Genomic DNA, 19911 nt, shown 5'->3' with positions numbered 1-19911 from the left:
GATGGCACGATTCTTCATCTTCCGCCCGATCTTCGCGATCGTCATCTCGCTCCTGATCATGCTGGGCGGCGGCATCGCCCTGTTCCAGTTGCCGATCGAGCAATACCCGGCCGTGCAGCCGCCGGCGGTGCAGATCCGCGCCAACTTCCCGGGCGCGTCCGCCGAGACCATGCAGAACACGGTCATCCAGGTGATCGAGCAGCAGCTCACCGCGATCGACAACCTGCTGTACATGGATTCGTCGAGCGACGACACGGGCCAGTCGACCACCACCCTCACCTTCGCCGCCGGCACCGATCCGGACATCGCCCAGGTCCAGGTGCAGAACCAGTTGCAGGCGGCCGTGCCGCGCCTGCCGGCCGAGGTCCAGCAGAACGGCTTGCGCGTGACCAAGTCGACCAGCGACTTCCTGATGGTGGCCGCCTTCGTGTCCGACGACGACAGCATGAGCAAGTTCGACATCGCCAACTACGTGTCGTCGAACATCCAGGACCCGATCAGCCGCGTCCCCGGCGTCGGTGACCTGAACGTGTTCGGCACGCAGTATGCGATGCGGATCTGGATCGATCCGGTCAAGCTCACGGGCTACGCGCTCACGCCGATCGACGTGACCAACGCGATCCGCGCCCAGAACGTGCAGATCTCCGGCGGCCAGCTGGGCGCGACGCCGGCGGTGCCGGGCCAGGCGCTCAACGCCACCATCACCCAGGCCACCCTGCTGCGCACGCCCGACGAGTTCCGCCGCATCCTGCTCAAGGTGCAGCCGGACGGCGCCAGCGTGCGCATCGGCGACGTGGCGCGGGTCGAGCTGGGGCCCGAGAACTATTTCGTCGACGTGCGCTACAACGGCAAGTCGGCCTCCGGCCTGGGCGTCCAGATGGCGCCCGGCGCCAACGCCCTCGACACCGCGGTCGCGGTGCGCGCCCGCCTGGCCGAGCTGGGCGAATTCTTCCCGCCCGGCCTGCGCACCGTGTATCCGAACGACGTCACGCCCTTCATCGAGTCCTCGATCGAGGAGGTGATCAAGACCCTGATCGAAGGCATCGTGCTGGTGTTCCTGGTCATGTACCTGTTCCTGCAGAACTTCCGCGCCACCCTGATCCCCTCGATCACGGTGCCGATCGTGCTGCTCGGCACCTTCGGCATCATGGCGACGCTCGGGTTCACGGTCAATACGCTGTCGATGTTCGGCCTGGTGCTGTCCATCGGCCTGCTGGTCGACGACGCCATCGTCGTGGTCGAGAACGTCGAGCGCGTGATGCAGGAGGACGGGCTGTCGCCGAAGGAAGCCACGCTCAAGGCCATGGGCCAGATCAGCAGCGCGCTGGTCGGCGTGGCGCTGGTGCTGTCGGCGGTGTTCGTGCCGGTGGCCTTCTCCAGCGGCACCGTGGGCGCGATCTACCGCGAGTTCTCGCTGACCGTGGTGTCCTCGATGCTGCTGTCGGTGTTCATCGCGCTGAGCCTGACCCCGGCCCTGTGCGCCACCATGCTCAAGCCCGTCGATCCCGGCCACCACGAGAAAAAAGGCTTCTTCGGCTGGTTCAACCGCTCGTTCGACAACACGCGCGACCGCTACCTGGGCGCGGTGTCGAGCATCCTCGGCCGGCGCGCGCTCTGGATGGTGGTCTACCTGGTCATGATCGGCGTCGTGGTGGCGCTGTTCCTGCGCCTGCCGGGGGGCTTCTTGCCCAAGGAAGACCAGGGCTACATGCTGGTCCAGGTCCAGGCCCCGGCCGGCACCACCCAGGAAACGACCGGCAAGGTGCTGGAAGAGATCAGCCAGTACCTGCTGGTCGACGAAAAAGCGATGGTCGAGGCGACCATGATCATCAACGGCGCGGCCCAGGGACAGCGCGGCCAGAACGTGGGCCGCATGTTCGTGCGCCTGCGTCCGTGGGACGAGCGCGGCGACGACGAGCTGCACGTCTCGAGCCTGAGCGAACGCATCGCCGCGCGCTACCAGGACTTCCAGGGCGCCCAGGTGGTGCCGATCGAGCCGCCGTCGATCCGCGGCCTGGGCTCGGCCACGGGCTTTACCATGCAGCTGCAGGACCGCGGCGGCCTGGGACGGGCGGCGCTGTCCGACGCGCGCGACCAGTTGCTGGCGCTGGCGGCGAACGAACCCGCCCTGACCCGGGTGCGCTTCACCGGCCTGTCCGACAACCCGATGTACAAGATCGACATCGACCGCGAAAAGGCGGCGGCGCTGGGCGTGGACCTGACCGAGGTCGACGCGGCCTTCTCCACCGCCTGGGGTTCGCGCTACGTGAACAACTTCCTCGACACCGACGACCGCATCAAGCGCGTGTATGTGCAGGCCGAGGCCGAGTACCGGATGAATCCGGACGACATCCGCCTGCTGCACGTGCGCAACCGCGACGGCGAAATGGTCCCGTTCTCGTCGTTCTCGAGCGCGCGCTGGACCTGGGGCGCGCCGTCGGTGCAGCGCTACAACGGCCTGACTTCGGCCGAGATCGTGGGCCAGCCGGCGCCCGGCTACAGCACCGGCGAAGCGATGGAGATCATGGACCGCCTGAGCCAGCAGCTGCCGCAGGGCATCGGCTACGAATGGAGCGGCATCTCGCTGCAGGAATCCCAGGCCGGGGCCCAGGCGCCGCTGCTGTACGGCCTGTCGATCCTGGTCGTGTTCCTGTGCCTGGCCGCGCTGTACGAGAGCTGGGCGATCCCGGTCTCGGTGATCATGGTGGTGCCGATCGGGGTGCTGGGCGCGCTGGGCGCGGCCACCGCCTTCGGCATGGAAAACGACGTGTTCTTCCAGGTCGGCCTGTTGACCACCATCGGCCTGTCGGCCAAGAACGCGATCCTGATCGCCGAATTCGCGCGCGAGCTGCAGTTGCAGGGCAAGGGCGCGCTCGAGGCGGCGCTCGAAGCGTCGAAGGTGCGTCTGCGTCCGATCATCATGACCTCGCTGGCCTTCATGCTCGGCGTGACGCCGCTGGCGATTGCCAGCGGGGCCGGCTCCGGCGCCCAGAATGCGCTCGGCATCGGCGTGATCGGTGGCATGATGACCGCGACCTTCCTGGCAACCTTCATGATCCCGCTGTTCTACGTGATCGTCGCCGGACGCTCGAAGCCGCCGGTGGCCCACACGCCGCCGCCCGCGGCCCCCGCGACCAAGGCCGAGGCCGAGGCCGAGGCATCGGATACAATGCCGGCATCCCAATGAGACTCCCGTGAAACTGCTACTCGTCGAAGACAATGAACGCGTGGCCCGCTTCGTCAGGAAGGGGCTGACCGAGGCCGGGCATACGGTCGACCACGCCGACAATGGCCGCGACGGCATGTACCATGCAGTCAGCGAGCCCTACGACGCGATCGTGATGGACCGCATGCTGCCGGGCGGGATCGACGGTCTCGGCATCGTCGAAGCCCTGCGCCAGCAGGGCAACCGGGTGCCGATCCTGATCCTGTCCGCGCTGGACGGCGTGGACGAGCGCATCCGCGGCCTGCGCGCCGGCGGCGACGACTACCTGACCAAACCGTTCGCTTTCGGCGAGCTGCTGGCGCGGCTCGACGCCCTGCTGCGCCGCTCGCAGAGCCAGGCCGTGGAAACCGTGATGAGCCTGGGCGACCTGTCGGTCGACATGCTGTCGCACCGCGTCACGCGCGCCGGCCGCCCGGTGGCGCTGCAGCCGCGCGAATTCAAGCTGCTCACCTACCTGCTGCGCCACGCGAACCAGGTGGTGACGCGCACCATGCTGCTCGAAAACGTGTGGGACTACCACTTTGACCCGCAGACCAACGTCATCGACGTCCACATCAGCAAGCTGCGGCAAAAGATCGACGCCGGCTTTTCGACGCCGCTGCTGCGCACCGTGCGCAATGCCGGCTACATGCTGACCGACCAGCCTTGACGCACGTCGTGAGACACCTGCCCTGAACCTGCGCCTGCCCAGCTTTTCCGCCCGCACCATCGCGATCGGCTACGCCGTCGTCACCCTGCTGGTGCTGGCGATGTTCGCCGCGCCGCTGTGGTTCGCCTGGCACAAGAACATCGGCGAGGTGCGCAGCCAGCTGCTCAAAACGGACGCGCGGCACCTGAGCAACCTGTTCGAGCGCCAGGGGCCGCCGGCGCTGGCGGCGGCGATCGACAGCCAGGTCCATGGCGTCAACGACGGCGTGCGCAAGATCATGCTGTTCGCGGCGCCCGACGGCGCCAAGCTGGCCGGCAACCTGCCGGAGTGGCCCGAGGGCGTGCCCGATCGCGACGGCCTGTGCCGGGTGACGATTCGGGTCGACGACAAGCCGCGCAACGTGGAGCTGGTGCGGGTGACCCTGGAAGACCGCTACATGCTGCTGGTGGCCAGCAACCTGGATCGCTTCCAGCAGCTCGAGCGCCTGTTCGCCTACGGCCTGCTGGGCTGCGCGCTGGTGGTGCTGGTGGGAGCGGCGCTGGGCGGCGTGTTGATCCGGCGCGCGCTGCTGGGACGGGTGCAGCGCATCAGCCAGACCACCGCCTCGATCATCGAAGGCAAGCTGTCGCACCGCCTGGTGGAGCCGCGCGACGGCGAAGAGCTGCAGCAGTTGACCCGCACCGTCAACCGCATGCTGGACCAGATCGAGCACCTGGTGACGGGGGTGCAGGACGTCTCGAATGCGATCGCGCACGACCTGCGCACGCCGCTGTCTGAGCTGCGCGCGCGGCTCGAAGAACTGTCGGTGGCGCGTCCGGCCGCCGACGAAACCTTCGCCGAGATCGACGCCGCCATCGACGACGTCGACCGCGTGATGGGCATCTTCAATGCGCTGTTGCGCCTGGCCGAGATCGACAGCGGCAGCCGGCGCGGCGGTTTCGTCGAGGTCGACCTGGCCGCGCTGGGCGCCGAGGTCACCGAATTCTACGGCCCGGTGGCCGAACTGAAGGACATCGACCTCGGCTTCGACGCCCCCGAGGATTTGCGGGTGGTGGGCGACCCGGTGCTGCTGGCCCAGGCCCTGGGCAATATGGTCGACAACGCCCTGAAATTCGCGCCGGCGCGCGGCGCGATCGCGATCACCGCGCGCCGCGTCGACGCCGACCGGGTGGCAGTGGTGGTGGCCGACAACGGCCCGGGCATTGCGCAGCACGAGCGCACGCGCGTGATCGAGCGCTTCTACCGGGTCGACGCCAGCCGCGGCACGCCGGGCGTGGGCCTGGGCCTGAGCGTGGTCTCGGCCGTGGCGCGCCTGCATGGCGGCAGCCTGACCTTGGAAGACAACCATCCGGGCCTGCGCGCCACCCTGCTGCTGCACGCCAATCCGGCTGCGCAGACCTACTGAGGTCTTATCGGGAAGCCCCCTCGGCGCGTTCGAAGATGGCGTCGATCGAGGCGCGCGCCTCGTTCATCAGCCGTGGCACGTCGACGCCGAGCAGGCGCCCGCCGCGCTTGCGAACCACGCCGTCGACGATCACGGTGTCGACGTTGGCGGGCGTGGCCGAGTACACGATCAGGGCATAGGGATCGGCATCGCCCGCCAGGGACATGTTCAGGGCGCCGGGGTCGAGCAGGATCAGGTCGGCGCGCTTGCCGGGCGTGATCGAGCCGATCTGGTCGTCCATCCCGATCGAGCGCGCCGCCTCGATCGTCGCCAATTCGAGGATGCGGCGCGGCGCGACCGCCGTTTCCTTCTTGCGCGCGCCGGATTCGGTGAGCGCGAGCAGGCGCATATTGGCGAACAGGTCGGCGCTACCGGCGAGCGCAGTGCCGTCGATGCCCAGGCCGATGCGGCCCACGGCCGCGTAGTCGCTCAGGACGGTCAGGCCATAGCCGACCCGCTGCTCGGTGACCGGCGTCAGCGACAGCGCGCTGCCGGCCTGTCGAAACGCCGCCAGCTCGGCGGGCGTGGCGCCGGTGGCGTGCACGATCTGCACGTCCGCACCTAACAGGCCGCTGGCGGCCAGGGCGCCATTGCGCTTGCCGCCGGAATGCACCGAGACCGGCAGGCCGAGCTTGCGCGCGGCGGCGATCTCGCGCCGGCCGGTCGCGACGACGTCGGCCTTGCCCTCGCCCACGCCGCGCCAGCCCAGCCCGAGGGTGACGCGCCCGGGGCGCGCCCGCGCCGCCACGGCGGCGAGCAGGTCGAGGTCGATGCTCTCGGTCGCGCCAAGGTCGTCATGCGCGCCGGCCAGCAGCCTGGCGCGGATGCCGCTTTGCAGCAGCGCCTGTTCGGCCGCCTCCAGGTGCGCGGGACTACGCAGGTTATGGAAGAAATCGACGGTGGTCGTGACGCCCGACGCCAGCGTCTCAACGGCGCCGACATACGTGCCGATGCGGATATCCTCGGGCGTGTAATGCCGCCCCAAACGTTTCTTGAGCGCGAAGTAATCGGTGTCGGGGGTATTGCGAAACTGGCCGCGCGCCGCGCTCAGCCACAGATGGGTATGGGTATCGACCAGCCCCGGCAGCAGGATCATGCCGCGCGCATCGATCCGCTCGGCCCCTGCCGCCTCGAGCTTGCGCCCGACGGCGACGATCCGCCCGTCGCGCACCAGCACGTCGGCATCGCGCCGGTCGCCCTGCTGCGGGTCGAGGCTGACGACGTGGGCATTCTGGATCAGCAAGGCGCCCGACTGGCCGAAGGCGGCCTGGCACGACGCCAACAACAGGGCGAACACGACACAATGCAAGAAAGGCGGCATGGCAATTTCCAGACAATGGGATTGCTGCCAATTCTACAATCCAATACCGCCGAGCCGCGCGCGCTTACGCCCGCCACCGAATCGTCAATCATTAATTAGGGTCAGAGTAAAATTGTTTGACAACTTCAGTAAATCAATTGGCGAATAATTTGACTCTGACCCTAATTGCTAGACAATATCTCTGAGCGAGCCGAGAAATTGGTGGCGAACTGATCGATAAGCTGAAAAATTGCTCAACAAATCGACTCTGACCCTATTTATTTACACCGGGTTTAGCGCCCTGTGCGTTATACAGGGAGAACAAGTTAGAACAGAGAACTATTTTCATTGATGATAGCGATCGCACGAGGCCAAAACAAAGAGGGTCAGTGTCGAATTGTTTGCCAATTTTTGAAAATCAATTGGAAAACAATTCGACACTGACCCTCATTATTCCGCTACCTGATTCCTGGCAGCTGCTCATCGCGAATAGCCGCTAGTCAATCTGGGAAATTGCTCAATAATTCTACTCTGACCCTAATTAGGATGGGTTAGCTGCCGAAGTAGCGGCCGGCGCGGTGCCAGACCATGACCATGCTGCTCATGGCGACCGCGCTCAGCGCCGACCAGCCGACCAGGTGCGGGGCCACCAGACCGAGGGCCAGCAACAGGATGACGCTGTCGATCATGACCTGGCTGCGGCCGGCGTTGATGCCGTACTTCTTTTGCAGCCACAGGGTGACGATGCCGGTGCCGCCGACGCCGGCGCCGTGGCGCGCCATGGCCAGGACGCCCATGCCGCAGAAGGTGCCGCCGCCCAGCGCCGCCACTGCGGGGTGGATGTGATCGATCACCAGGACGTAGGGCATGATCTTGAGCAGGCCCATGACCAGCGCGCTGCCGGCCAGCGACTTGAAGGTGAAGAGCGGCCCCATGAACAGGTAGCCGAACAGGAAGAACGGCACGTTGATCATCATGAACAGGGTGCCGACCGGCAGCCCGCTCGCGTAGGACGTCAGCAGCGCGATGCCGGCCACGCCGCCAGTGAGCAGCTGGGCCGCCTGCAGCAGCACGATACCGATCACGACGAAGAGCACACCGACGGTGATGCCATAGACGTCGTCCAGTGGCGAATGCGGCTTGACCACCACCGCGCTCGGGGCTGGCGACGACGGGCCGGGGAACATGGCAGACTGGCTCATCCGCGCACCGCCGCATCGACGACGATGAAAGCGTTTGCCACGCGAGCGGACGGGGTCCGCCGGGTGACCGTGCAGGGGGTAGCGACGAGCGAAGAGCTGAGTTTCATGTTCCTTGCGATATGGTAGTAACAGGGATGCCGGGCGCGCCGGGTAGGCGCAGATGCGCGAAACGCACGGGGTACGGTGTGCTTCGGGTCGCTATTATCGCTCATGTTGCGGCGCAATGTCGATACGCCACGCATCGGGACGTACCAGATGAGAAACACCCGACGCAATACCCTTGTGCAGCGCACTATCACGGTGCATCCTTCGTCTGTTCCAGTGCGGATTCGACGGCAGGCATCCCTATTTTCGGCGCCTGCGTCGCCAGCTCGCGCTCCAGGAACTCGACGCACACCCGCACCTTCGCCGAATTGCCCAGCCGCTGCGGATACACGGCCCAGACATTGGCCTCCTGGGTGAAGTCGGGCAGCAGCTGCACCAGCCGCCCGGCATCGAGATGGGGCTGGGCATGCCAGCGCGAGCGCAGGATGATGCCGGCGCCGTCGAGCGCCCAGCGCAGCGCGATCTCGCCATGGTTGGTCGACAGCGCGCCCGACACCTTCACCGTCTCTTCGCCCGCGCGCGCGCGCAGCCGCCAGACGCCGAACGGATGGTCGCGCTCCTTGATCACCAGGCACTGGTGGCCGGACAGCTCCTGCAGCGAGCGCGGCGCGCCATGGCGTGCCAGGTAGTCCGGCGCCGCGCACAGGATGCGGTGGTTCGCCATCAAACGGCGCGCGATCAGCTGCGGCGCGATCTCGTCGCCGATGCGCACGTCGAGATCGAACCCCTCGGCCACCGGATCGACCAGGCGGTCGAACACCTCGAACCGGATCTGCAGCGCCGGATAAGCGCGCACCAGCTTGGCAATCGCCGGCGCCACCACATTGCGCCCGAAGCCGAAGCTGCTGCAGATGCGCACCCGGCCACTGGGCTCGCGGCGCCGCTCGGATACCTCGTCGACCAGGTCGTCCAGGCTCTCCAGGATGGCCTGGGCCCGGCCGAAGGCCTGCTCGCCCTCCTCGGTAATGACGATGCGGCGCGTGGTGCGCTCGAACAGCCGCGCGCCCAGCGCCTCTTCCAGCACGCCGATGCGCTTGCTGACATAGGCCGCCGACATGCCCAGCTCCGCGGCGGCCTGGGCGAACGAGCCCTTCCTCACGACGGTCACAAAGACACGCAGATCAGCATGCTCCACCAGATTATTCACGATTCGTGTTCCTTGATGCCACGCAATGCCATATTATATACAGCGCGTTTTGGATTATGCTGGTTGCACTTACCCAGCAATCAGGAGCACGCATGAAGACCCACAAGATCGCAGTCATCGCCGGCGACGGCATCGGCAAGGAAGTCATGCCCGAGGGCCTGCGCGCCCTCGAAGTGACCGCCCGCCGCTTCGGCATCGGGCTCGAGTTCACCAACTTCGCCTGGGCCGACTGCGACTATTACGCGCAGCACGGCAAGATGATGCCGGACGACTGGCGCCAGCAACTGGACGGCTTCGAGGCCATCTATTTCGGCGCCGTCGGCTGGCCCGACACGGTGCCCGACCATATCTCGCTGTGGGGGTCGCTCCTGAAGTTCCGCCGCGAATTCGACCAGTACGTCAACCTGCGCCCGGTGCGGCTGATGCCCGGCGTGCCCTGCCCGCTGGCGAACAAGAAGCCCGGCGACATCGACTTCTACGTGGTGCGCGAAAACACCGAAGGCGAATATTCCTCGGTCGGCGGCAAGATGTTCGAGGGGACCGAGCGCGAGTTCGTGCTGCAGGAATCGGTCTTCACCCGCCACGGCACCGACCGCATCCTCAAGTACGCGTTCGACCTGGCCCAGCGCCGCCCGAAAAAACACCTGACCGCCGCGACCAAGTCGAACGGCATCTCGATCTCGATGCCGTATTGGGACGAGCGCGTGGCCGCCGTCGGCCAGGACTACGGCGACGTCAAATGGGACAAGTACCACATCGACATCCTGTGCGCGCGCTTCGTGATCTCGCCCGAACGCTTCGACGTGGTGGTGGCCTCGAACCTGTTCGGCGACATCCTGTCCGACCTCGGCCCGGCCTGCACCGGCACCATCGGCATCGCGCCATCGGCCAACCTGAATCCGGAACGCACCTTCCCGTCGCTGTTCGAACCGGTGCACGGCTCGGCGCCCGACATCTACGGCAAGAACATCGCCAACCCGATCGCGATGATCTGGTCCGGCGCGATGATGCTCGAGTTCCTGGGCCAGGGCGACGCCACCTATACCGCGGCCCACGACGCCATGCTGGCCGCCATCGAGAAATGCCTGGTCGAGGGTCCGCGCACGCCGGACATGGGCGGCGCCGCCAATACGACCGAAGTGGGCCAGGCGGTCGCACGCTACCTCGACACGCAAGGCTGACCCAGCCGGACGAGGACGATTCTTGCACCATGCTACGCTGGCCCCGACGAGCAATCGAAGGAGCCAGCAATGACAGAACGAACCCAACGTCCACTGGCGCTGATCACCGGCGCCTCCAGCGGCATCGGCTACGAACTGGCCCACCAGTTCGCGGCCGACGGCCATGACCTCATCATCACCGCCACCACGCAGGCCGGCCTGGACGCCGCGGCCGGAGAGCTGGAAAGCCGCGGCGCGCAAGTGACCACCGTGGTGGCCGACCTCACCGACTTCGACGGCGTCGAAACCCTGTACGCGGCGGTGCGCGCCGCTGGCCGCCCGCTGGCCGCCGCCGCGCTCAATGCCGGCGTCGGCCTGGGCGGCCACTTCGTCGGCGGCACCGACCTGCAACGCGAAATCGCGATGATCCAGCTGAACACGATCTCGCAAGTCCACCTGACCAAGCGCATCCTGCCAGACATGGTCGCGCAAGGCGCGGGCAAGCTGCTGTTTACCGCGTCGATTTCCGGCACCATGCCGACGCCGTACGAGGCCGTGTACGGCGCGACCAAGGCCTTCCTGGTGTCGTTCGCCGAGGCTGTCAAGTCCGAGCTCAAGGACAGTGGCGTCAGCGGCGTCACCATCACGCTCTTGATGCCGGGCCAGGTCGACACCAATTTCTGGCCGCGCGCCGACATGCTCACCAACAAGCTCGGCGTGGGAGAAAAGGCCTCGCCGGCGAAAGTGGCCGAGGAAGGCTACGCCGCGTTCAAGGAAGGCAAGGATCGCATCGTCGCGGGTCTGACGAGCAGCAAGTTCATCGGCAACGTCGTCAACAACCTGGCGCCCGATACGGTCAAGGCCGACCTGCACGCGGCCCAGGCCAGGCCGGGGTCGGGCCTGAAGGATTGACGCTTAGGTCCGCGCGCATTCGTCCGCGCATTCGACCTCGCATTCGTCTGCTCAATCGGTCAGGCGCCGCATCTCGGCAATGAGGTCGGCCTTGCCCTCGAAGCCGATACCCGGGAGGTCCGGCATCGTGATGAACCCATTCTCGACCTTCACGCCATCCGGAAAGCCGCCATACGGCTGGAACAGGTCGGGATAGGACTCGTTGCCGCCGAGTCCCAGCCCGGCCGCGATATTGAGCGACATCTGGTGCCCGCCATGGGGAATGCAGCGGCTGCTCGACCAGCCATGCTGGCGCAGCATATCGAGGGTGCGCAGGTACTCCACCAGGCCGTAACTGAGCGCGCAGTCGAACTGCAGCCAGTCCCGGTCGGCTCGCATGCCGCCGTGGCGGATCAGGTTGCGCGCATCCTGCATCGAGAACAGGTTCTCGCCGGTGGCCATCGGCTTGTCGTAATAGTTGCGCAGCGTGGCCTGCAGCTCGTAGTCGAGCGGGTCGCCGGCTTCCTCGTACCAGAACAGGTCGTACTGCGACAGCGCCTTGGCGTAGCGGATCGCGGTGTCCAGGTCGAAGCGGCCGTTGGCGTCCACCGCCAGCTTCTGGCCATCGCCCAGCACAGAGAGGATCGAGTCGATGCGGCGCAGGTCTTCGTCGAGCGAGGCGCCGCCGATCTTCTTCTTGACCACCGTGTAGCCGCGGTCGAGATAGCTGCGCATCTCGTCCTTCAGCTTGCCGTGGTCCTGGCCCGGATAATAATAGCCGCCGGCCGCGTACACGAACACCTTCCGGTCAGGCTCGCCGTTGCCGTAACGCTCGGCCAGCAGCTGGAACAGCGGCTTGCCGGCGATCTTGGCGGTCGCGTCCCATATCGCCATGTCGATGGTGCCGATGGCCACCGAGCGCTCGCCATGCCCGCCCGGCTTCTCGTTGGTAAACATCGCCTGCCACACCTTGTGCGGGTCGAGGTTGGCGCCGTCCTCGAGCAGCGCGCCGGGTTCGGCCTCGAGGATGCGCGGGATGAAGCGCTCGCGCATCAGCGTGCCCTGGCCATAGCGGCCGTTGGAATTGAAGCCGTAGCCGATCACCGGCTTCCCGTCGCGCACGACGTCGGTGACGACGGCCACCACGCTCAGCGTCATCTTGCTGAAGTCGATGTAGGCGTTGCGGATCGGGGAGCTGATCGGGACGGTTTTTTCGCGGATGTCGACGATTCTCATCTGGTGTTCCTTCGCTTGCGGTTGAACCAGCCACCAGATTATTCGCTCCAAAGGCGGTTATGATTGAGTCGGATTCACTAGATTATTAACCTGCGGTGAAAAACGACCTCGCCTCCCACCTCGCATTCTTCGTCCTGCTGGCGCGCCACGGCAGTTTGTCGGCGGCCGCCCGCGAACTCGACCTGACCCCGCCCGCCGCCACCAAGCGCCTGGCGCAGCTGGAAGAACACCTGGGCGTGCGCCTGGTGAACCGCACCACCCGCACCAGCAGCCTGACGCCGGAAGGCGAAACCTATCTGCACTACGCGACCCGGATTCTCGCCGAGCTGCGCGAGATGGAAGAAGCGGTATCCGGCACGCGCTCGGTGCCGCGGGGCCTCTTGAAGGTGAACGCGTCGCTGGGCTTCGGGCGCACCACGATCGCGCCGCTGGTCTCCAGCTTCGCCCAGCGCTATCCGCAGGTCGAAGTGCAGCTCGACGTCACCGACCGCCCGGTCGACCTGGTCGCGGACGGGATCGACCTGGCGATCCGCTTCGGCGAGTTGCCCGACCAGCGCCTGGTGGCGCGCCGCATCATGTCGAACCGGCGCTTCCTGTGCGCCTCGCCGCGCTACCTCGAACGGCATGGAGAGCCGGGCAGCCTGGCCGACCTGGCCCGGCACCGCTGCATCGTCCACCGCCAGAACGAGGATGCGCACGGCGTCTGGCGCCTGGTGCACGAGGGGCGCAATGTGTCGGTCAAGGTGCAGGGCGCGCTGTCGAGCAACGACGGCGACATCGCCCTCGGCTGGGCGCTGGACGGCCACGGCATCCTGGTGCGCTCGGAATGGGATCTGAACAAATACCTCGACAGCGGGCGCCTGCGCATCGTGCTGCCGCAGTACGTGCAGCCGGCGGCCGACCTGTACGTGGTCTATCCGGGCGGACGCCGGCAGTCGGCGCGGGCGCGCGCCTTCATCGATTTCCTGGCCGCGCAGTTCGCGCCGGCTTGAAGCCGCCCATGCGGCGCATTCGTTTCATGCGGCTCAGGCGCCGCCGGTCACCAGCATCGTGACCGCGGCCACCAGCAGCACCGTGCTGAACGCCGCCCGCAACAGGCGTGGCGGCAGGGAGTGCGCCAGGTGCACGCCCCACGACACGGTCAGCACGCCGCCCAGCGCCAGCGGCAGGCCGACCTCCCAGTCGACCGCGCCGCCGTGGCCATAGGTGGCCAGCGCCACGAAGGCGCCCGGCGCCACCAGCGCCAGCGCCATGCCCTGGGCGCGCGTCTGCGGCATCCTGAACAGGCTCACCAGCGCCGGCACCACCACCATGCCGCCGCCGATCGTGAAGAAGCCCGACACCGCGCCACTGGCGATACCGATCGCCGGCATCAGCCGGCGCGGCACTTCCTTCACCGGCGCGGGCGGCGCGCCGGTCTTGCGCCGCGACGGCCAGCCGAAGTACAGCGCCAGCGCGAGCAGGAACAGCGCGAAGGCATAGTGCAGCGCCTGGGCGTCGATCGCCACGGCGCAGCGCGCCGCCAGCCAGGCGGTCCCGATCGAGAACAGGCCGGCCACGCCGACCGAACGCAGGTCCACCGGGTGCTTCTGGTGATAGCGCCAGAAGCCGATCGCCACGTTGGGCGCGATCATCACCAGCGCCGTGCCCTGGGCCAGGTGCTGGTTCATGCCGTACAGCAGGCCCAGCACCGGAATGGCGATCAGGCCACCGCCGATGCCCAGCATGCCGCCGGCGACGCCGAGCGAGGCGCCCAGGCCGAAGTTCAATGCGAGGTCGATCACGGAAATCATGGTTGGCGCCAAAACACAGCGGCCCCTCGCAAGGGGCCGCCGGATGGGAAAGGTTACCGCCTTAAACGACCTGCGCCGCCGCCAGCGCCGTCATGTTGACGATCCGGCGCACGGTGGCGCTCGGGCTCAGGATGTGCACCGACTTGGCCGCGCCCAGGAGGATCGGACCCACCGTCACGCCCTTGCCGCTGGCGACCTTGAGCACATTGAACAGGATGTTGGCCGCGTCCAGCGACGGCATCACCAGCAGGTTGGCGCTGCCCGTATAGCCGGCGTCGATCCCGTAGATGTCGCGGATTTCCTGCGACAGCGCGGCGTCGCCGTGGATCTCGCCGACCACCGCCAGATCAGGGGCCTGTTCGGCCAGCAGCGCGCGCGCCTCGCGCATGCGGCGCGCCGATGGACGCTCGGACGAGCCTTGCGACGAATGCGACAGCAGCGCCGCCTTCGGCTCCAGGCCGAAGTGCTGCAGGGTCTCGGCCGCCAGGCGGGTGATCGCCGCCAGTTCCTGCGCGCTCGGGGTCTCGTTGACGTAGGTGTCGGTGATGAACAGGGTCAGCTTGTCGAGCACCAGCGCATTCATCGCGGCCAGCACTTCGGCGCCCGGCGCCACGCCGATCTCGTTCCGGACGTGTTCCAGGTGGCTGTCGTAGCTGCCGGTCATGCCGCAGATCAGGGCGTCAACCTGGCCCGACTTGAGCAGGCGCGTGCCTTGCAGCGTGGTGTCGCTTTCCGCCGCGATGACCGTGTAGTCCACGCCCGCCTGCAGGCGCAGGCCGGCCTGCTTGACGGCGCGCGCGATCGCGGTCTCGTCGCCGATCAGCACCGGCCGGGCGAGGCCCTCGTCCACCACCGCCTGCACCGCACGCAGCACGCGCGGCTCGCCCGCTTCGGCGTAGGCCACCTTGCGCACCTTGGCGCGCGCCTTGTTGAACACCGGCTTCATGAAGAAACCGGTGTGATAGATCATCTGGCCCAGCTTGTCGCGGTAGGCGTCCATGTCCTCGATCGGACGGGTCGCCACGCCCGATGCGGCGGCGGCTTCGGCCACGCGCGGCGCGATCGCCGCCAGCAGGCGCGGATCGAACGGCTTCGGGATGATGTAGTCGGGGCCGAAGGTCAGGTCCTGGCCTTCGTAGGCCAGCGCCACCACGTCGCTCGCCTCGGCCTCGGCCAGCTCGGCGATCGCGGTCACGCAGGCCAGCTTCATCTCGTCGGTGATGCGCGTGGCGCCGCAGTCGAGGGCGCCGCGGAAGATGTAAGGGAAGCAGAGGACGTTGTTGACCTGGTTCGGATAGTCCGAACGGCCGGTGGCGATGATGACGTCCGGACGCGCGGCCTTCGCCACTTCTGGACGGATCTCGGGTTCCGGATTGGCCAGGGCCAGGATCACCGGCTTGTCGGCCATGGTCTTGACCATGTCGGCGCTGAGCACGCCGGCGGTCGAGCAGCCCAGGAACACGTCGGCGTCCTTGACGATGTCGGCAAGAACGCGCGCATCGGTCGCCTGCGCATAGCGCGCCTTGTTGGCTTCCATGTTCGCTTCGCGGCCCTGCCAGATCACGCCCTTCGAGTCGGTGACGTAGATGTTCGACTGCTTCACGCCCAGCAGCACCATCATGTCCAGGCAGGCGATGGCCGCCGCGCCGGCGCCGGAGGCGACCAGCTTGATCTGGCCGATGTCCTTGCCGACCACCTTCAGCGCGTTGAGCAGCGCGGCGGTCGAGATGATCGCGGTGCCGTGCTGGTCGTCGTGGAAGACCGGGATGTTCATGCGCTCGCGCAGCTTCTTCTCGATGTAGAAGCATTCCGGCGCCTTGATGTCTTCGAGATTGATGCCGCCCACGGTCGGCTCGAGCATAGCGATGGCGTCGACCAGCTTGTCCGGATCCATTTCGTCCAGCTCCAGGTCGAACACGTCGACGCCGGCGAACTTCTTGAACAGGCAGCCCTTGCCTTCCATGACCGGCTTCGACGCCAGCGGGCCGATGTTACCCAGGCCCAGCACCGCGGTGCCGTTCGTGATCACGGCCACCAGGTTGCCGCGCGAGGTGTAATCGAAGGCGGTCGCCGGGTCGGCGGCGATTTCCTCGCAGGCGTAGGCCACGCCCGGCGAGTAGGCCAGCGACAGGTCGCGCTGGTTCGACAACGGCTTGGTGGCCACCACTTCGATCTTGCCGCGGGTCGGGCTGCGGTGATATTCGAGCGCGTCGATGCGCAACTGGGTGTTCTGGGCTTCGTTCAGATTACTATCGGTACTCATGGTCTTCCTATAACTTGGGTGTCGCGGCATGGAAGGTGGCCTTCCATTCATGGGCAAACATTCTAGCCGAAGCGACACCATCGCGTGCGGACGCGGTCACGTATGGATTCGACATCCGGGGTCACGCCGTGCAGGCCCAGGCCCATGGACGCCGGCAGGCACCGCGCGCAGCCCGCATCGCGTGCTTCGACATGTGCGAAAAGCATGCCGCCCACCTTCATGCGGCAACGGATGCCGAGCTAGATGCTGCTCAGGTAATCGGCCGCATCCGGCCTCGGGCGCGGCGGCTTGTCGGTCGCGGCCGTGCCCAGGCCGATGAAACAGATGGCGCGCTCGTGCGGCGCCAGGCGCAGCAGGCGGCGCATGCCGGGGACGTCCATCGCGGCGCCGCTGGCCAGCCCGGTCGCGAAGCCGGCGCTGCCCGCCGCGAGCAGCAGGTTCTGCAGTGCGCAGCCGAGCGACACCAGCTTTTCGGCCACCGGAATCGCCTTGGCCGCCGGATCGTCGCGCAGCACCGCCACCAGCAGGCAGGGCGCGCGCCGGGCCTTGTCGCGCGCGGTGGCCAGCGCTTCTTCGCCGCAGCCGGGATCGCGCTCGGCCAGGGCGTCGGCAAACACCTCGCCCAGGTCGGCGCGCCGCTCTTGCGGGATGAGCACGAAGCGCCACGGCCGCAGCAGGCCATGGTCGGGCGCGTGCGCGGCCGCTTCGATGATGCGTGCGAGCGCCTGCGGATCGGGTCCGGGCGCCTGCAGGCGCCGCAGCGTGAAATTGCGGCGCGCCGCCAGGAGGGCCTGGAAATCGCCGCCGGCGTCGGGTTGGGGGGTAGTCATGCGCGCAGTATAGCGAGAGCGGCGCCACCCTGCAGGCGCCGCGCGGCGGCGTCCGAATGGCTGCCTGCCGCATACGGCTGGCGCGCCACGCAACGACGAGCAACGCAGCGCACGCTTGCCAGGCCTTCTCGGCCCGACTCTCACCCATCAGGACTGGTTCAGCGGTGCAAGTCCATGCCCAGCTTGAGCGCGGCGGCGATATTGCGCGCCGTGCACTGCAGGTTGAACTGCGCGCCCGCCAGCACCTCAGCCACCGTCCCCGCCTTCATGACGGTGCTGAAGGTCGCCGCGATGCCGTGCGCGTGCACCGCGCTGGCGTCGTTCGCGAGGCACCCGCCGATGGCGATCACCGGCTTGCCGTGGCGCGCGGCCACGCGCGCCACGCCAATCGGCGTCTTGCCGTTGACGGTCTGGCTGTCGATGCGCCCTTCGCCCGTGACCACCAGGTCGGCGTCGCGGACGACAGCGTCCAGGCCGACCGCGTCGGCCACGATCTCGCTGCCGGGACGCAGGCGCCCTTTCAGGAACACCAGCATCGCCGCGGCGATGCCGCCGCCGGCGCCGGCGCCGGGTACGTCGGCCACGTCCTGGCCCAGGTCGCGCGCGATCACGTCCGCATAGTGGCGCAGGCTGGCGTCGAGCTGCTCGACCATCGCGGGCGTGGCGCCCTTCTGCGGCCCGAAGATCGCGGACGCGCCCGTGGGGCCCACCAGCGGATTGCTGACGTCGCAGGCCACCTCGAACACGCAGTCCGCGATGCGCGGATCGAGCTTTGACACGTCGATGCGCGCGAGCGAGGCAAGCGCGGCGCCGCCCGGCGCCAGCTGCGCGCCGTGCGCATCGAGCAGCTGGATGCCGAGCGCCTGCAGCATGCCGGCGCCGCCATCGTTGGTGGCGCTGCCGCCCACGCCCAGGATGAAGCGGCGCGCGCCGGCATCGAGCGCGGCGCGGATCAGTTCACCGGTGCCGCGGGTGGTCGCCACCCGCGGATCGCGCTCGGCGGGCGCCACCAGTTCGAGGCCGCTGGCGGCCGCCATCTCGATCACGGCGGTCGACTCGTCACCGGTCAAGCCATAGAAAGCCGCGACCGGCCGGCCCAGCGGACCGGTGACCTGCAACGCCACCTGCCGACCGCCGGTGGCGGCGACCATGGCCTCGACCGTGCCTTCGCCGCCGTCGGCCACCGGCACTTTGACGTAGGTCGCAGCGGGGAAGACCTCACGAAACCCGGCCTCGATGGCGCTGGCCGCTTCCAGCGCCGACAAGCTTTCCTTGAACGAATCTGGAGCGATGACGATGTTCATTGTGTCTCCTTTAGCGATTGACCAGGCGCGCCGGCACGACCAGCACCAGCATGGCGCCGATGAACAGGACGGTCGACAGGATGTACAGCGCGATATCGGTGCTGCCGGTGGCGTCCTTGATCCAGCCCACCAGGAACGGGCTGACGAAGCCTGCCACCTGGCCCATCGAGTTGATCAGGGCCAGGCCGCCGGCCGCCGCCGCGCTGCCCAGGAAAGCCGCCGGCAAGGGCCAGAACATCGGCAGGCCGGTCAGCGCGCCCATCGTCGCCAGGGAGAGGCCGACCAGCACGATCACCGCGTTGTCCGAGAAATTCGCGGCCATGAGCAGGCCCACCAGCGCCATCAGCAGCGGCGCCGACAGGTGCCAGCGGCGCTCGCGCCGGCGGTCGGCCGAGCGGCCGATCAGCACCATGAACACCCCCGCGAACAGGTAGGGAATCGCGCTCAGCCAGCCGACCGTAGTCGCGTTCTCGAAGCCGAGCGACTTGATGATCGAGGGCAGCCAGAAGTTGATCGCGTAGACGCCCATCTGGATGCTGAAGTAGATGAAGCCCAGCATCCACACATGCCAGTCGCGCAGCACGGCGCCGAACGAATGCACCGCGTGCACGCCTTTCGAGCGCTGCTGTTCGTCCTGGTCGAGCGCGTCCTGCATCGCCGTTTTCTCGGCCTCGCTCAGCCAGCCGGCCTGCTTGATGCCGTCGTTCAGGTAGAACCATACGGCCACGCCCAGGAACACGGTCGGCAGGCCCTGCAGCAGGAACAGCCACTGCCAGCCGTCCATGCCGCCCTGGCCGTGCGCGAAGTGGCTCAGCATCCAGCCCGAGAGCGGACCGCCGATCAGGCCCGACACGGGGATCGCCGACATGAACAGCGCCATCACCTGGCCGCGCTTGTGCGACGGGAACCACTTGGTGAAGTACAGGACCATGCCGGGGAAGAACCCGGCTTCGGCCACGCCGGTGAAGAAGCGCAGCACATAGAATTCCATCGGCGTGGTCACGAACAGCATGCAGGCCGACAGCGAACCCCAGGCCATCATCATGACGGCGATCCAGCGCCGCGCGCCCAGCCGGTGCAGGATCAGGTTGCTCGGCACCCCGAAGGTCACGTAACCGATGAAGAAGATGCCGGCCCCCAGGCCATACACGGTTTCGCTGAGCTGCAGCGCGTCGAGCATCTCGAGCTTGGCGAAGCCGACGTTGACCCGGTCCAGGTAGTTGAAAAAGTAGCAGACGAAAATGAAGGGAATCAAACGCCAGGTGGCCTTGCGGTAGGCGCCATCCAACAGGGCCGCGCCGGCGGCGCCGCCCTGGATGCCGGATGTGCTTGCGGTGGTGCTCATGCTGTCTCCGAGTTTC

15 protein-coding genes are annotated in these 19911 nt (G+C 67.4%); 6 read left to right on the top strand and 9 right to left on the bottom strand.

The genetic code is table 11. The features are described from left to right. The first annotated feature begins 1 nt into the window (after position 1). The 3 genes from ACZ9AQ_RS03730 to ACZ9AQ_RS03720 all read left to right on the top strand — a co-directional run bounded on the left by ACZ9AQ_RS03730 (position 2) and on the right by ACZ9AQ_RS03720 (position 5280). A complete protein-coding gene (locus tag ACZ9AQ_RS03730) occupies positions 2-3187 on the top strand; it encodes an efflux RND transporter permease subunit (RefSeq protein ID WP_429202739.1) in 3186 nt (1061 codons plus the stop codon). 7 nt (positions 3188-3194) lie between these two features. Then, on the top strand, positions 3195-3875 hold the full coding sequence (locus ACZ9AQ_RS03725; protein WP_429202741.1) for a response regulator transcription factor: 681 nt from the start codon (positions 3195-3197) through the stop codon (positions 3873-3875). A 100-nt stretch (positions 3876-3975) separates the two neighbouring features. Next, on the top strand, positions 3976-5280 hold the full coding sequence (locus ACZ9AQ_RS03720; RefSeq protein WP_429202743.1) for an ATP-binding protein: 1305 nt from the start codon (positions 3976-3978) through the stop codon (positions 5278-5280). 4 nt (positions 5281-5284) lie between these two features. On the opposite strand, the gene ACZ9AQ_RS03715 is transcribed toward ACZ9AQ_RS03720, so the two are convergent. The 3 genes from ACZ9AQ_RS03715 to ACZ9AQ_RS03705 all read right to left on the bottom strand — a co-directional run bounded on the left by ACZ9AQ_RS03715 (position 5285) and on the right by ACZ9AQ_RS03705 (position 9073). Beyond that, positions 5285-6640, bottom strand: coding sequence for an amidohydrolase family protein (locus ACZ9AQ_RS03715; RefSeq protein WP_429202745.1), 1356 nt, complete (start codon positions 6638-6640; stop codon positions 5285-5287). Positions 6641-7170: 530 nt separating this feature from the next. Continuing rightward, complete coding sequence (locus ACZ9AQ_RS03710; protein WP_429202747.1) at positions 7171-7821, bottom strand: YitT family protein; 651 nt, start codon at positions 7819-7821, stop codon at positions 7171-7173. A gap of 295 nt (positions 7822-8116) precedes the next feature. Then, entirely contained in the window at positions 8117-9073 is a 957-nt protein-coding gene (locus ACZ9AQ_RS03705) for a LysR substrate-binding domain-containing protein (protein ID WP_429202749.1), read from the bottom strand. Between the two features lie 92 nt (positions 9074-9165). Here ACZ9AQ_RS03705 and ACZ9AQ_RS03700 point away from each other — a divergent pair, with 92 nt between their 5' ends. Then, positions 9166-10254: a tartrate dehydrogenase gene (locus ACZ9AQ_RS03700; protein ID WP_429202750.1), complete on the top strand. Its 1089-nt coding sequence runs from the start codon at positions 9166-9168 to the stop codon at positions 10252-10254. A gap of 69 nt (positions 10255-10323) precedes the next feature. Then, the gene (locus ACZ9AQ_RS03695) at positions 10324-11145 is read left to right on the top strand and encodes an SDR family NAD(P)-dependent oxidoreductase (RefSeq protein ID WP_429202752.1); all 822 of its coding nucleotides are present in this window, start codon (positions 10324-10326) and stop codon (positions 11143-11145) included. A gap of 51 nt (positions 11146-11196) precedes the next feature. Here the strand turns inward: ACZ9AQ_RS03695 and ACZ9AQ_RS03690 are convergent, their stop codons facing one another. After that, entirely contained in the window at positions 11197-12360 is a 1164-nt protein-coding gene (locus ACZ9AQ_RS03690; protein ID WP_429202754.1) for a mandelate racemase/muconate lactonizing enzyme family protein, read from the bottom strand. A gap of 95 nt (positions 12361-12455) precedes the next feature. Between ACZ9AQ_RS03690 and ACZ9AQ_RS03685 the strand changes: the two genes are divergently transcribed. After that, positions 12456-13352: a LysR substrate-binding domain-containing protein gene (locus ACZ9AQ_RS03685; protein ID WP_429202756.1), complete on the top strand. Its 897-nt coding sequence runs from the start codon at positions 12456-12458 to the stop codon at positions 13350-13352. Between the two features lie 33 nt (positions 13353-13385). Here the strand turns inward: ACZ9AQ_RS03685 and ACZ9AQ_RS03680 are convergent, their stop codons facing one another. The 5 genes from ACZ9AQ_RS03680 to ACZ9AQ_RS03660 form a co-directional block, all read right to left on the bottom strand. Then, a complete protein-coding gene (locus ACZ9AQ_RS03680) occupies positions 13386-14153 on the bottom strand; it encodes a sulfite exporter TauE/SafE family protein (RefSeq protein WP_429202758.1) in 768 nt (255 codons plus the stop codon). 61 nt (positions 14154-14214) lie between these two features. Then, a complete protein-coding gene (locus ACZ9AQ_RS03675) occupies positions 14215-16416 on the bottom strand; it encodes an NADP-dependent malic enzyme (protein WP_429202760.1) in 2202 nt (733 codons plus the stop codon). 239 nt (positions 16417-16655) lie between these two features. Continuing rightward, the gene (locus tag ACZ9AQ_RS03670) at positions 16656-17246 is read right to left on the bottom strand and encodes a nitroreductase family protein (protein ID WP_429202762.1); all 591 of its coding nucleotides are present in this window, start codon (positions 17244-17246) and stop codon (positions 16656-16658) included. A gap of 158 nt (positions 17247-17404) precedes the next feature. Next, positions 17405-18550: a glycerate kinase gene (locus ACZ9AQ_RS03665; protein ID WP_429202764.1), complete on the bottom strand. Its 1146-nt coding sequence runs from the start codon at positions 18548-18550 to the stop codon at positions 17405-17407. 10 nt (positions 18551-18560) lie between these two features. Next, positions 18561-19895, bottom strand: a complete 1335-nt coding sequence (locus tag ACZ9AQ_RS03660; protein WP_429202766.1) for an MFS transporter — start codon at positions 19893-19895, stop codon at positions 18561-18563. Positions 19896-19911 lie beyond the last annotated feature (16 nt).

Source organism: Massilia sp. UYP34, assembly GCF_056279385.1.
The sequence above is the reverse complement of the archived record's forward strand: the minus strand, read 5'-3'. Positions and strand labels throughout refer to the sequence as shown.